Raw genomic sequence first — 13,424 nt, 5'->3', positions numbered from 1 at the left:
TTTTCGCAAAAAGATATAACGGAAAGCAGGAAACAGCTTCTAATAAAGATGCATCAATCTTTTTTAAAAAAAATCTTTTAATAATTAACAAATTGCTTCGTTCCTCGCAATGCCTTAATCATTGGTTTCTTCTGCTTCTGTATCCGTTTCTTCTTTACGTTCTTTAAACTTACGGGTTCCTTCGTACAATTCGTACTTTACAAACCTACAGTTTAAATCTCCGTTTTTAAGAGCAATTCTTTTAGAAGTTCTTAAACCCACACACTTTAAAGCGTCTGTATCTGATGTAATTAACCAAGCTGTAGAACCTGGATAGTTGTTTTTTAAGGTATCGCCTATTTTAGTATAAAATTCTTCTACATCTATATTTAAACGCTCGCCATAAGGCGGATTAAATAAAATAGTGGTGTTACCAAAAACTTCTTTTTTAGAGTTGAAAAAGTTAACGTGATGCACGCCAATAAATTCGTCTAAATTTGCATTTATAATATTTGCATTTGCTTTTTCTACTGCAGATGGCGCTTTATCGAAGCCCATAATTTTAAAGTGAGAAGAACGAATTTTCTTTAATAATGATTCTTGAATTGTAAAATACAGGTCTTCATCATAATCTTTCCAATTTTCGAAAGCAAATAATTTTCTGTTGATGTTTGCCGGAATATTATTGGCAATCATTGCTGCTTCTATTAAAATGGTACCAGAACCACACATTGGGTCTATAAAGTTTTCCTCACCCGTATAACCAGATAATAAAACCATACCAGCTGCCAAAACTTCGTTTATTGGCGCAATATTAGTAGCTGTTCTATACCCTCTTTTGTGTAAAGAATCTCCAGATGAATCTAAAGAAACGGTTAACCACTCTTTTTGTATGTGAATGTGAATCTTTAAATCTGGATAATCTAAATCTACATTTGGTCTTTTACTATATTTATGTCTAAAATAATCTGCAATTGCATCTTTAGATTTTAAAGAGATATAATGCGAGTTAGATGTAAAATTCTTAGAGTTTACTACAGCACCTATTGCAAAAGTACCTTCGGTTTCTAAATAGTTTTCCCATTTAATTTTCTGAATCGCTTCATACAAATCTTCTTCATCGTAAATTTTACAAACTTTAATTGGTTTTAAAATTCTTACAGCGGTTCTTAAAGCAATATTTGCTTTGTACATAAAACCTGTATCTCCCCTAAAAGAAACCATTCTAACACCTTCTTTAACATCTTGTGCTCCTAGGTCTCTTAACTCTTTTGCTAAAACACCTTCTAAACCGAAAAGTGTTGTTGCTGTCATTTTAAAATCTTTGTTCATACTCATAAAATTGACTGCAAAAATACTATTTATAAATAGGATTTATACTAATTAAGAAATACATTTTACAGAACGTAAGATTTGGTTACTTTTACAGACTGAAAGTCCATAATGGGCATGCAAAAATTAAAGTTAATAGCAACCAAAGTAATTCTATTGTTATTGCAAATTTTATAAAAATGAAAACAAAAGATTGGTTTACAGATTGGTTTAATACTTCTTATTACCACACTTTATATAAAGAAAGAAATGACGGAGAAGCGCAGTTGTTTATGAAGAATATTACTTCTTTTTTAAGCTTGCCCAAAACAACGCATATTTTAGATTTACCTTGTGGTAAAGGACGTCATTCTGTATTTTTAAATTCTTTAGGCTATACGATTAGCGGTGGCGATTTGGCAGAAAACAGTATTATAGCTGCTAAAAAGTTTGAAAACGATACGTTACATTTTAAGGTGCATGACATGCGTAAACCTTTTAACCACAAGTATGACGCTGTATTTAACCTATTTACAAGTTTTGGTTATTTTGAAGATGATAAGGAAGATATTTTAATTCTAAATAACATTAAACAAGGTTTAAATAAGGATGGTGTTTTTGTGTTTGATTTTTTAAATGCAGAAAAAGTTAAACTAAATTTAGTTACTTCTGAAACCAAAACGGTTGATAACATTACTTTTAACATTAAAAGAGAAATTAAAGAGGGTTTTATTTTAAAGCATATTTCTTTTTTTGCTGATGGAGAAATCCATTCTTATACAGAACGTGTTAAATATTTAGATCTTGCTAAAATGACTTCTTACTTAAACAAGGTTGGTTTTACCATTACAAATGTTTTTGGGAATTATAATTTAAATACTTACGAAGCTAAAACTTCTGATCGCTTAATTATTATTGCAAAATGAGTTACATTCTTTTAATAGCATCTGTTTTTATAGGTTCTATCTTAGTTTTTATAATAAAGCCAACTAATAAAATTGTGCGTTTATTATTAGCCTTTAGTGGCGCTTATTTATTGTCTGTTACTATTTTACATTTATTACCAGAGGTATATACAGAAACTACAGAGTATAAAAAAATAGGAATCTTTATTTTAGTCGGAATTATAATTCAGTCTGTTTTAGAGTCTTTTTCTAAAGGAGCAGAACATGGTCATATTCATATTCATTCTGATGGAAAAGAGTTTCCGACCTTGTTATTTGTAAGTTTATGTTTGCACGCTTTTTCTGAAGGTTTACCAATACACAATACGGGCGATAATTTATTATGGGCAATTATTGTGCATAAAATTCCGATTGCAATTGTATTAACTACCTTTTTAATACAGACAAAATATTCTAAAAAAATAACTTATATTTTTTTAATTGTCTTTGCTTTAATGAGTCCTTTAGGTTTATTGTTAGGTGATAAAATTCCTTTCTTTACAATCTATACCAAAGAAATAACGGCATTGATTATTGGGGTATTTTTACACATTTCTACCATTATTCTTTTTGAAGGTTCTGAAAACCACAAATTTAACTTACAAAAATTTACGGCTATTCTTTTAGGAGTCTTGCTTACCGTTTTTACTTTGTAAACCGCTACACACTTTAATTTCTTTTGCTTTTAAAGTGTTAATTTGAATGATTTTGAGATACAAAAGAATGTATTGATAATAAGACTTTAATAGCTTAAAATTCTTATTCTCGATACAAATTTTACGCACTTTAATAGTAAAACTGACTCAGCTAGATAGAATTTTATCAAAATACAAAACAGCTTATTGTTGTATACAAGTAAAAAACACTTCCAAAAACAAGTTTTGGAAGTGTTTACATATTTATGTTATTTATAATCTTTACTTATAATATAACTAATTGTAAGATCTATTAATAGTGTCTTTTAAGGCTTACCTAAAAGCGTAACGCTCTCTTTCTCCATCTAAATTAATAACTTCTACATAAATAGGACTTCCATTTCCAAAAGTTGCATCTATTGCCTTAACAGCATCACTTGCATTTAAAATTGGCTTTTTATTAATCTTCGTAATAATATACCCTTCTTTTACGCCGTAATAAATAAGATTTTTATTTTGGTTGGTTACAATTCTTGCACCTCCTGGAATATCATATTTCTTAATGTCTTTTTTAGATACATCTTTTAAAACAACACCTAACTTTCTAGAAACATAAGCATCCTTTTTACTAAGCTTTACATTTTTAACCAACTCCTCTCCGTCTCTATCTATGGTAATGTTTACAAAGTCTCCTGGTCTTTTTGCGGTTAACTGACCTCTTAATTCAGAAAATTTAGAAATTTTAACATCGTTTACCTTCTTAATAACATCACCAGATTTTAAACCACCTTTTTGTGCACCACCATCATCACTAACACCTGCAATTTTTACACCTTCAATATCTTCGTCATTCTGATCGATATTAACACCTAAAATAGCTTCTTGTACAGAACCAAATTCTAACAGATCGTCTATTACCTTTTTAGCAATATTAGAAGGTACCGCAAAAGAATACCCAATAAAAGAACCTGTTTTAGAAGTAATGGCAGTATTAATACCAACCAATTCTCCACGTGTATTTACCAACGCTCCTCCACTATTTCCTGGATTTACAGCTGCATCTGTTTGTATAAAAGAATCAATGGCAGTATTTCCTTCTAAATCTCTACCCTTTGCACTTACAATACCTGCCGTTACAGTAGATGTTAAGTTATAAGGATTACCAACTGCCAACACCCATTCTCCTATTTTTATATTGTCTGAATTTGAAAACGGAATATATGGTAAGTCTATATCTGCATCAATTTTTAACAATGCAATATCATTTTCCTTATCCGTACCAATTAACTTTGCTTTATATTTTTGTCTGCTATTTAATGTAATTTCAATTTCTGATGCGCCATCAATTACATGATTGTTGGTAACAATATACCCATCCTGAGAAATAATAACGCCACTACCGGTACCAACTTGCTCAAACTTTCTACTTCCGTTGCTATTTCCAAAGAAAATATCCATTGGGTTTGCCTGAGTCCTAATTGCTGTATTTTTAACGTGTACTACAGCATGTACCGTATTTTCTGCTGCAACCGTTAAATCTACAGAATTTGCAATAGAATTTACCTTGTCTAATGCAGGGTTAAAGCTTGCAGTAACCGTTTTTATGGGTTGAGAAATTGTTCTTTCTACAACCACATCATCATTAAAAAGCATTTTATAACCGCCTAAAGTGATAGCGCCTCCTAAAATTGCCATTCCTAATAAACTTAAAAATTTTTTCATAATATTTATATTTAATACCTCAAATATACAATTATAACATTTTCAAAAAATCTGTTTAACTTCAATTTAACTGACTTTAACCGCTTTTTAACAGTCAAAAATTATTCAATAATTACCTATATTTGTTCTAATGAATTTAGACTTTTACAAATACCAGGGAACCGGAAACGATTTTGTTATGATTGATAACAGAACTAAAGCTTTTCCGAAAGAAAATATCGCAATGATATCTAAACTTTGTGATAGACATTTTGGCGTTGGAGCCGACGGTGTTATTTTAATTGAAAATGACGCAGACTACGATTTTAAAATGATTTATTTTAATGCTGATGGAAGTATGACTTTCTGTGGTAACGGAGGTAGATGTGCTGTTGCTTTTGCTAAGTATTTAGACATTATTAATTTAAAAACTAGTTTTATTGCTGTTGATGGACCTCATTTAGCGGAAATTAACAACGGAATTGTTTCTTTAAAAATGATAGATGTTGATGAAGTTACCGTTAAAGAAAACTCGGTTTTTGCTTATACAGGTACACAACATCATGTAGAATTAGTGGCTGATTTAGATCAATTTCCTGTTTTTGAAAAAGGAAAAAAAATTAGATATTCTTACAACGCCCCAGGAAGTAATGTAAATTTTGTTCAGCAAATAAACGATACTACTTTTAGAGTAAGAACGTATGAAAAAGGTGTGGAAAATGAAACGTTAGCTTGCGGAACCGGAGTTACAGCCGTTGCCATTGCCATGCATAAAACAGGTAAAACAACTAGTAATTTAATTTCTTTACCTGTAGAAGGTGGAAATCTAGAAGTTTCTTTTTCTGAAGAAAATGGTGTTTATACAAATGTCTTTTTAAAAGGACCTGCTACTTTTGTTTTTAAAGGGAGTATTTCTTTTTAATTATTGATGATATAATAATGACTAAAGTAAAACTGACTTTAATTTTCTTGTTATTATTTTCTTTCGAATGTTTTAGTCATGCAAATGGTGCTTCTGGAATTAAACAAACTTTTTTTAAAAACGGAATTGGATTAGGTAGTGTAATTGCAATTGTTGTTTCTTGGGATAGAAATAAATCTATTCTTTATGCATTATTACACGGTGCTTTTGGATGGCTTTATGTTATCTATTTTATTATAGTTCGTGAAAATGATAAAAAAAAGAAATAATTGTTTCTTTAAAATGATAGCTATTGATAAAGTTACTGTTAAAAAAATCAAAAGATCGTATTTTTTTGATACTAGCATTCATTACAAAAACCGTTTATGAGTATTTTTAAAAATCTTTTTAATCCCAAAAAAAAGCATTCTATAATATTTCCGAAAGAAAGTAATGAGGGAAATGTTAAAATAAAAAACAATCAAATTATTTGCACAGATACAAGCGGAATACATAGTTGTACCGTACATTTAAAAGATTTACAATATGCCTATATTACTATTAGAAGTAATAAATTGGCCTATCTTTTCCTTTTTGATCACCATCAAAATTTTATACCTGTTCCCTATACTGGATTCAGTAAAATGTATAAGGAATTATCTACTAAGTTTCATTTTAATGACCCTATTTTCTTTGAAAACATTGCAAAAACAACCGTTTTAAAAAAAGAAATCTGGAGAAAACACTATCAACCAACTTTTAGAATCTTAACGTCTAATTATAACGACTACCACCTTGGTTTTGAAATTCAATCTACTCCCAAACAATTCATTTCTTGGGATACTACTTATGATGAATTAGAAAAAAATAAAAATACATTATTTGAAAAATCGCCATACGGACAAAAATTACTAAAATTTAATGCTCCTCTGCGTATTGGAAATATAATCTTAAAAGATTTTAGTGCTTATTTTGATAATGCTAGAACTGATGTTCCAGTTCTACACTTTTACACACAATGTTTTAATAGCACAGCGACGGATGAAAGTTATATACAGCTAAAGAGAATTTTAAACACAGATTTAGCTAGCAGTAAAATGAATAACGGATACGAAAGAACAGATCAAAAAAATATAAATTTCAATTTAAAAGGTATGCACTTGTCAATTTGTTATACGTATGACAGTGATTGGCTATTTAATGGTGGTTATACTTCTTTATCCATAGAAAATAAAAGAGAATACCCAGAATTATTACGCAATGAAGGTTACGAAGAAGTTATGGTTATTTCTAACTTCTTATTATTACAAGGAAATATAACAATGCGTGGTGATTACAAGAAAAATAAGAACATAAAAAACAGACCAGAAAAAATAAATATTCAATTTAAAAACAACACCATTATTTGGGTTGATGATAAAAATAAAAAAATAGGCTTTTCTAGCAACAACACGGCACAAATATTTGATATTGCTGAAATAAATTCATTCTGTATACAAAATATTTTACCAGCAAAAGGAAGTGGTGGTGCGTATCTAGAAATAATAACAAATACAAAAAAACAAAACTCCCCTATTTTTTATGGAGCTTGTAATCTCTTTGATACATACGCTTTAAAAATAGAAAAAGTAACAAGAAAAAAAGTAGTATTTGGTAAAGAATATCATGATTGTTAAACGAGTATTAAAAAGTCTTTCTGTGCGACTCTAAGCTGTTTAAGATTTTTTAATTCCGTATTTTGCATTTTATAATCTATTTGCTTATTAAATTTTCTTTTAAGAAAACCAATTTTAGAAAAAATGAAGACTTTAAACGGTAAAAAAATAAACTTACGCGCTTTAGAACCCGAAGATTTAGAGTTTCTATATCAAATAGAAAACAATGAATCTTTTTGGGAAATTAGCCATACACAAACTCCTTTTTCTAAATTTATTCTAAAACAATATTTAGAAAATGCTCATTTAGATATTTACGAGGCAAAACAATTACGTTTAATAATTGAAGAAACGGCTACAAGAAAACAGGTTGGAATGATAGATTTATTCGATTATAACCCAATGCACAAAAGAGCAGGAATTGGAATTTTAATTCATCCAGACTTTCAAAAACAAGGATTTGCTTACGAAGCTTTATCCATTTTAATTACTTATACTTTTACGTACTTAAATGTGCATCAATTATATGCAAACATCACTTCTGAGAATTCTAAAAGTATGTCGCTTTTTGCCAAACATAATTTTAAAAAAGTAGGCGTTAAGAAAGATTGGATTATATCCGAAGGAAAATTTAAAGATGAAGTTTTATTTCAGCTGATAAAAGAGTAATTTCGCAACTCTAAAAAATCAAAAAAACACATTGAGTAAAAAATTTATATACGCAGTTATAGCGACCGTTCTTTTTATTGGTGGAATGATAGGATACAATTACTATCAAAAAATATTTGGAAAAGCAATTACCAAAGACGCAGTTCTATTTGTATACTCTTCAGATAGTTTGATGGATGTTAAAGAAAATATCTCTAATTATTCTAATAACATTAATACTTTTCTTTTAGTAGCTGCTAAGAAAAATTTCTCGAAACCTAAACCTGGTAGATATGTTTTAAAAGAAGGCATGTCTAATAATGATTTGGTTAATTTATTAAGAAGTGGCAACCAAACTCCGGTAAAACTCTCTTTTAACAACCAAGATACATTAGAAAAATTAGCTGGTAGAATTGCAGAACAATTAGAAGCAGATTCAATTACGCTATTAACTTCTTTTAAAGACAACGATTTTTTATCAAAAAATAACTTAACGGAGAAATCTGTCTTGCAAATTTTTATTCCGAATAGTTATCAAATTTATTGGACTACTTCTGCCGAAAATTTTAGAGATAAGATTTTTAAAGAATACAATCGTTTTTGGAATACAAGTAGATTGCAAAAAGCAAAAGCTTTAGATTTAACAAAAGAAGAAGTAATTACTTTGGCATCTATAGTTCAAAAAGAAACCGCTAAAAAAGTAGAAAGACCCATTGTTGCAGGGTTATACTTAAATAGATTAAAAGAAGGTTGGCCGTTACAAGCAGATCCTACAATTATATATTGTGTTAAAGAGGTTAAAGGGCAAGATTATGTAGTAAAAAGAGTATTAACTGCAGATTTAGAAATAAACTCTCCTTACAACACTTATAAATATAAAGGATTACCTCCTACCCTTATTTCAATGCCAGATATATCTGCCATCGATGGCGTTTTAAATGCCCAAAAACACAATTACTTTTATATGTGTGCAAGTGTAGATAAAATCGGGTATCATACTTTTGCTAAATCACTGGCGCAACATAATAGAAATGCCGCTAAATACCATAGCTGGATGAACAAACAAAGAATTAATAGATAGTTCTTAAATAATTAGGTTTGAAAAGCAAAAAAATAATTTTCCGTTTTATACTATTGTTTTCTACATTTTCTTTGTGTGCACAAAACGCATCATTTTATAAAAAATCTGACACCTTAAATACCAAAAGAAGAAATGCCATTATAATTACAGAAAGTGTAATGACGGGTGGTGCCTTAATTGCTTTAAACCAACTTTGGTATAAAGAGTATCCGCGTTCTGGTTTTCATTTAAAAAACGATAATAACGATTGGAAGCAAATGGATAAAGTTGGTCATATGATGACTTCTTACTATGTTGGTAAAATTGGTATGGAAGCATTAGATTGGGCCGGAGTTTCTAAAAAGAATCAATTAATTTACGGGGCAACCTCTGGTTTTGCTTTTTTAACTGCTGTAGAAATTTTAGATGGTTTTTCTGAAGAATGGGGAGCATCACCAGGAGATATTTTAGCGAATGCCACAGGAACGGGTTTATTAGTAGGACAAGAATTACTTTGGGGAGAGCAACGTATTACCGTAAAATACTCTTTTCATCAAACAGAATTTGCAAAACAACGACCAAATACGTTAGGTGAAAACTATTTACAGCAAGCCTTAAAAGATTATAATGGACAAACGTATTGGCTTTCTGCCAATATTTGGTCTTTTAACAAGAAAAGTACGTTTCCGAAATGGTTAAATGTTGCTTTTGGTTACGGAGCAGAAGGCATGCTTTTTGGAAACTCAAATGCTGCAAACACAACACTACACAATCCTTACAGACAATTCTACCTAAGTTTAGACTTAGATTTAACAAAAATTAAGACAAATTCGGAATTCTTAAAATCTGTCTTTTCTGTTGTTAACTTCATAAAAATACCCGCTCCGACTATTGAAATTAACACCAAAAAAGGTATTAAATTTCATTATCTGTATTTTTAGTAAACTTTAACATATTGATTATCAGGATAATTGTTTTTTGATTATACCTTTGCACCCGCAAAACAGAAAATATACATTTATCAAAAAGTTTTTATTTTTAAGTATCGTATTTTTAGGATTTATCAATGCAACATCTATTGATAAAAAAATAGGTACTAACAACAAAATTACCTTTCCAAAATTTGTAGATTATAACATACCCTATTTACAAAAAGATTTTGTAGGTTTTAAAGAAGCATTGGCTTTTAAAGAGTCTCAAGGAAAGTACACAGTAGTTAACACATTAGGATATTTAGGAAAATATCAATTTGGTAGAACTACTTTACACAGATTAAAAATCTACAACACTCAAGCCTTTTTAAAAAATCCAGAATTACAAGAAAAAGCATTCATCGCTTTGTGTAAAGTAAATAAATGGATTTTAAGAAAAGATATTAGACGCTCTGTTGGTAAAATCATAAACGGTGTTAAAATTACCGAATCTGGTATCTTAGCTGCAGCTCATTTAAGCGGTGCAGGTAATGTAAAAAAATTCTTACGAAGTAATGGAGTTGAAGGTTTTTCTGATGCTTACGGAGCTACAATTAAGTCTTACTTAAGAAAATTTGGTGGTTATGATGTTTCTAATATAGAAGCAGACCAAAACGCGATAGCTTAGAGTTCTTTAATAAGCAATAGTGTTTCCAAATATAATTAAAATAACAAAAGGCTTTATGTATGATACATAAAGCCTTTTGTTATTTTCTATTTTTACAGAAATTATAAATAAAACAGTAACTACTTTTGAATTATAAAAATAGCAGGTTTTTTATGTAAATCTGGTTGTTGGTGTTTCCAATCTTTTACCATCATGGTTTTAATATATTCTGATGGTAATGTAATATCTGCTGCAATACACAAACTAGTAGTTGGTGATAAAATTGCTTTTAAATCTGCCAACATTTTTTCATTTCGATAAGGTGTTTCTATAAAAATCTGTGATTGATTTTTATCTATAGAAAGCTTTTCTAAATCTTTTAAAGCCTTCTTTCTATCCGATTTATCGATAGGCAAATACCCATTAAAAGCAAAATTTTGTCCATTCATTCCAGAACTCATCATTGCCATTAAAATAGATGATGGTCCTACCAAAGGAATTACACGTATATTATTTTCGTGTGCTAATTTTACAATACTTGCGCCAGGATCTGCAATTGCAGGCACTCCTGCTTCAGAGAGTAAACCAACATTGATTCCTTCTTTACAGACATCTAAATATCTAGAGGTTTCTAATTCTTCGGCATATTTATCTAACAACATTAACTGAAGTGAAGGTTGCGATTTTTTTGGTGAAATTTTCTTGATAAACCTTCTTGCTGATTTTTCATTTTCAACAATATAATAATCAATTTGTTCAACTACTTTTTTAACGGATAATGGCATTACTTCTAAAGGTTCAGTATCGCCTAAAGTTGTGGGGATTAAATAAAGTTTACCAATCATTGTTTCTATTTTATAAATGGATTTTTAAGGGATTTCTACAAATAAAAAAATGAAATATTCACTTCTTTAGTGCTAAAAATACAGAAAGTTTTTAAGATAAATTACTAACAATTACATTGCAAGCTTCATCTAGCATTTTATATACGTTTTCAAAACCTTGATTACCGCCATAATATGGGTCTGGTACACTCAGGTTTTTATTAGGTTCTATTTCATTTAAAATCATTCTGACCCTCTGCTCATCTTCCTTATTTCTGGCTAAAGAAAGTATGTTTTGATAATTGCTATCATCCATCGCAAAAATAATATCGAATTCATCAAAATCTTTTACAACAAATTTTCTGGCTCTTTGATTTGTAATGTCAATGCCATATTTTTTAGCAACTTCTATAGAACGTTTATCTGCAAGGTTGCCAACATGATACGCTGCTGTACCTGCAGAATCTACCATTACTTTTTTAGAGTTTACTTTAGACTCTAAAATTCCTTGTGCTAAAGGAGAACGACAAATGTTACCTAAGCAAACCATTAATATTTTTTGCATAAAAATAATTTTTGATAAAAGTAAGAAACAATTACGCTCTTAAAAAATTTAAGAGCGTAAAGTTAAATATCAATAAGTTACTAGAAAATTGTCTTTTTAGAAAGTCAACTTTTTAGTTAAATCTTCTACGTATTTTTTAAACTGCTTATCCGTTTCTGTTAAGTTGTCTACCGTTTTACAAGCATGTAATACGGTTGCATGATCTCTTTGCCCAATTTGATTACCAATACTTGCCAATGAAGTTTTTGTTAATCTTTTTGCAAAAAACATCGCTAATTGACGTGCTTGTACAATATGACGTTTACGGGTTTTAGATTGCAAAGTAGCTACATCCATATCAAAATATTTAGAAACTTCTTTCTGAATATAATCTATAGAAACTTCTTTCTTGGTATTTTTTACAAACTTATCTACAATCTGTTTTGCTAATTCTACAGAAAATTCTTTTCTGTTAAAAGAAGCTTGTGCAATCATAGAAATAACAACACCTTCTAATTCTCTAACGTTAGATTTTATATTTTTTGCTATATATTCTACAATATCTTCTGGCATTTCTACACCATCTCTATACAATTTATTTTGTAAAATAGAAATTCTAGTTTCGTAATCTGGTGCTTGTAACTCTGCAGATAACCCCCATTTAAAACGAGATAATAAACGTTGTTCTATATCTTGCATATCTACAGGCGCTTTATCCGAAGTTAAAATTACCTGTTTTCCATTTTGATGTAAATGGTTAAAAATATGGAAAAAAACATCTTGTGTTCCTGCTTTTCCTGATAAAAATTGTACATCATCAATAAGTAACACATCAATCATTTGATAGAAATGAATAAAATCGTTTCTTGTATTTGATTTTACAGAGTCTATAAATTGTTGTGTAAACTTTTCTGAAGAAATATATAATACTGTTTTATCTGGATATTTATCTTTAATATCAACACCAATAGCATGTGCTAAATGTGTTTTCCCTAAACCTACTCCACCATATATTAACAATGGGTTAAAAGAGGTTCCACCTGGTTTATTAGCTACAGCCATACCAGCAGAACGTGCCAATCTATTAGAATCTCCTTCTATAAAATTTGCAAAACTATAATTTGGGTTTAATTGAGACTCTATCTTTACTTTTTGTAATCCTGGAATTACAAACGGATTTCTTAATTCTCTTTTATTAGATTCTAAAGGAACTGTAACTCTTTGTGGTTTTAATGGATCTCTGTTAGAACTCGGAATTTTAACAATTTGCGGTCTATTACTGCTATAATTGTTTTCCATTTTTACATCGTAAATCAATTTAGCGTCATTGCCTAATTGTCTTACCAATGCAACACGCAACAATTTAATGTAATGCTCTTCTAACCATTCATAAAAAAACTTACTCGGAACCTGAATCGTTAACGCTTCTCCTGAAAGTTTAACTGGCTTTATTGGTTCGAACCAAGTTTTATACGCTTGCGGTTTTATGTTGTCTTTTATAAAGGACAGACATTCATTCCAAACAGAGTCAGCGGTTACATTCATTAATTTTAGCGAATTTTTTGTTATTATAAAGGGTTTAAAAAAGGCTTTCAAGACCCATTTTAAGGTGGTACAAAAATGTGAATAAAATTCAGTATAAAA

The 13,424-nt window shown here is 29.7% G+C and carries 14 protein-coding genes; 9 read left to right on the top strand and 5 right to left on the bottom strand.

Annotation, left to right across the window (positions count from 1 at the left end):
- Positions 1 to 114 precede the first annotated feature (114 nt).
- Positions 115 to 1,311: a THUMP domain-containing class I SAM-dependent RNA methyltransferase gene (locus tag GQR92_RS00070; RefSeq protein ID WP_158837207.1), complete on the bottom strand. Its 1,197-nt coding sequence runs from the start codon at positions 1,309 to 1,311 to the stop codon at positions 115 to 117.
- A gap of 179 nt (positions 1,312 to 1,490) precedes the next feature.
- Between GQR92_RS00070 and GQR92_RS00065 the strand changes: the two genes are divergently transcribed.
- Both GQR92_RS00065 and GQR92_RS00060 read left to right on the top strand, forming a co-directional pair.
- Positions 1,491 to 2,216 carry a class I SAM-dependent DNA methyltransferase gene (locus GQR92_RS00065; RefSeq protein WP_158837206.1) on the top strand — a complete coding sequence of 242 codons (726 nt, stop codon included), beginning with the start codon at positions 1,491 to 1,493 and terminating at the stop codon, positions 2,214 to 2,216.
- Positions 2,213 to 2,890 carry a ZIP family metal transporter gene (locus GQR92_RS00060; RefSeq protein WP_158837205.1) on the top strand — a complete coding sequence of 226 codons (678 nt, stop codon included), beginning with the start codon at positions 2,213 to 2,215 and terminating at the stop codon, positions 2,888 to 2,890. Before GQR92_RS00065 ends, GQR92_RS00060 begins: the two co-directional genes overlap by 4 nt.
- 312 nt (positions 2,891 to 3,202) lie before the next feature.
- Here the strand turns inward: GQR92_RS00060 and GQR92_RS00055 are convergent, their stop codons facing one another.
- Positions 3,203 to 4,591: a trypsin-like peptidase domain-containing protein gene (locus GQR92_RS00055; RefSeq protein WP_158837204.1), complete on the bottom strand. Its 1,389-nt coding sequence runs from the start codon at positions 4,589 to 4,591 to the stop codon at positions 3,203 to 3,205.
- Positions 4,592 to 4,721: 130 nt separating this feature from the next.
- Between GQR92_RS00055 and dapF the strand changes: the two genes are divergently transcribed.
- The 7 genes from dapF to GQR92_RS00020 all read left to right on the top strand — a co-directional run bounded on the left by dapF (position 4,722) and on the right by GQR92_RS00020 (position 10,433).
- The gene (gene dapF / locus GQR92_RS00050; RefSeq protein WP_158837203.1) at positions 4,722 to 5,492 is read left to right on the top strand and encodes a diaminopimelate epimerase; all 771 of its coding nucleotides are present in this window, start codon (positions 4,722 to 4,724) and stop codon (positions 5,490 to 5,492) included.
- Positions 5,493 to 5,509: 17 nt separating this feature from the next.
- On the top strand, positions 5,510 to 5,761 hold the full coding sequence (locus tag GQR92_RS00045) for a hypothetical protein (RefSeq protein WP_158837202.1): 252 nt from the start codon (positions 5,510 to 5,512) through the stop codon (positions 5,759 to 5,761).
- A gap of 96 nt (positions 5,762 to 5,857) precedes the next feature.
- Positions 5,858 to 7,147 (top strand): hypothetical protein, encoded by a 1,290-nt coding sequence (locus GQR92_RS00040; RefSeq protein ID WP_158837201.1) that lies wholly within the window; start codon positions 5,858 to 5,860, stop codon positions 7,145 to 7,147.
- A 123-nt stretch (positions 7,148 to 7,270) separates the two neighbouring features.
- The gene (locus GQR92_RS00035; RefSeq protein ID WP_158837200.1) at positions 7,271 to 7,795 is read left to right on the top strand and encodes a GNAT family N-acetyltransferase; all 525 of its coding nucleotides are present in this window, start codon (positions 7,271 to 7,273) and stop codon (positions 7,793 to 7,795) included.
- A gap of 31 nt (positions 7,796 to 7,826) precedes the next feature.
- On the top strand, positions 7,827 to 8,855 hold the full coding sequence (mltG, locus tag GQR92_RS00030; protein ID WP_233269913.1) for an endolytic transglycosylase MltG: 1,029 nt from the start codon (positions 7,827 to 7,829) through the stop codon (positions 8,853 to 8,855).
- 17 nt (positions 8,856 to 8,872) lie between these two features.
- The gene (locus tag GQR92_RS00025; protein ID WP_158837199.1) at positions 8,873 to 9,775 is read left to right on the top strand and encodes a DUF2279 domain-containing protein; all 903 of its coding nucleotides are present in this window, start codon (positions 8,873 to 8,875) and stop codon (positions 9,773 to 9,775) included.
- A 37-nt stretch (positions 9,776 to 9,812) separates the two neighbouring features.
- Positions 9,813 to 10,433 (top strand): peptidoglycan-binding protein LysM, encoded by a 621-nt coding sequence (locus GQR92_RS00020; RefSeq protein WP_233269912.1) that lies wholly within the window; start codon positions 9,813 to 9,815, stop codon positions 10,431 to 10,433.
- A 119-nt stretch (positions 10,434 to 10,552) separates the two neighbouring features.
- On the opposite strand, the gene GQR92_RS00015 is transcribed toward GQR92_RS00020, so the two are convergent.
- The 3 genes from GQR92_RS00015 to dnaA form a co-directional block, all read right to left on the bottom strand.
- Positions 10,553 to 11,257, bottom strand: coding sequence for an SAM-dependent methyltransferase (locus tag GQR92_RS00015; RefSeq protein WP_158837197.1), 705 nt, complete (start codon positions 11,255 to 11,257; stop codon positions 10,553 to 10,555).
- Positions 11,258 to 11,348: 91 nt separating this feature from the next.
- Positions 11,349 to 11,801, bottom strand: a complete 453-nt coding sequence (locus GQR92_RS00010; protein WP_158837196.1) for a low molecular weight protein-tyrosine-phosphatase — start codon at positions 11,799 to 11,801, stop codon at positions 11,349 to 11,351.
- A 96-nt stretch (positions 11,802 to 11,897) separates the two neighbouring features.
- Positions 11,898 to 13,325 carry a chromosomal replication initiator protein DnaA gene (gene dnaA / locus GQR92_RS00005; protein ID WP_105048170.1) on the bottom strand — a complete coding sequence of 476 codons (1,428 nt, stop codon included), beginning with the start codon at positions 13,323 to 13,325 and terminating at the stop codon, positions 11,898 to 11,900.
- Between the last annotated feature and the right edge of the window lie 99 nt (positions 13,326 to 13,424).

This window comes from Polaribacter sp. L3A8 (genome assembly GCF_009796785.1).
In the GTDB taxonomy this organism is placed as follows: Bacteria; Bacteroidota; Bacteroidia; order Flavobacteriales; family Flavobacteriaceae; genus Polaribacter.
This window is presented reverse-complemented; position numbering and strand designations above follow the sequence as displayed.

Excerpts from the sequence above, each read along its gene's own strand:
- GQR92_RS00055 (WP_158837204.1), bottom strand. The coding sequence starts at position 4,591 with ATGAAAAAATTTTTAAGTTTATTAGGAATGGCAATTTTAGGAGGCGCT.
- GQR92_RS00035 (WP_158837200.1), top strand. The coding sequence starts at position 7,271 with ATGAAGACTTTAAACGGTAAAAAAATAAACTTACGCGCTTTAGAACCC.
- GQR92_RS00040 (WP_158837201.1), top strand. The coding sequence starts at position 5,858 with ATGAGTATTTTTAAAAATCTTTTTAATCCCAAAAAAAAGCATTCTATA.
- GQR92_RS00015 (WP_158837197.1), bottom strand. The coding sequence starts at position 11,257 with ATGATTGGTAAACTTTATTTAATCCCCACAACTTTAGGCGATACTGAA.
- GQR92_RS00045 (WP_158837202.1), top strand. The coding sequence starts at position 5,510 with ATGACTAAAGTAAAACTGACTTTAATTTTCTTGTTATTATTTTCTTTC.
- GQR92_RS00065 (WP_158837206.1), top strand. The coding sequence starts at position 1,491 with ATGAAAACAAAAGATTGGTTTACAGATTGGTTTAATACTTCTTATTAC.
- dapF (WP_158837203.1), top strand. The coding sequence starts at position 4,722 with ATGAATTTAGACTTTTACAAATACCAGGGAACCGGAAACGATTTTGTT.
- GQR92_RS00010 (WP_158837196.1), bottom strand. The coding sequence starts at position 11,801 with ATGCAAAAAATATTAATGGTTTGCTTAGGTAACATTTGTCGTTCTCCT.
- dnaA (WP_105048170.1), bottom strand. The coding sequence starts at position 13,325 with ATGAATGTAACCGCTGACTCTGTTTGGAATGAATGTCTGTCCTTTATA.
- GQR92_RS00060 (WP_158837205.1), top strand. The coding sequence starts at position 2,213 with ATGAGTTACATTCTTTTAATAGCATCTGTTTTTATAGGTTCTATCTTA.
- GQR92_RS00070 (WP_158837207.1), bottom strand. The coding sequence starts at position 1,311 with ATGAACAAAGATTTTAAAATGACAGCAACAACACTTTTCGGTTTAGAA.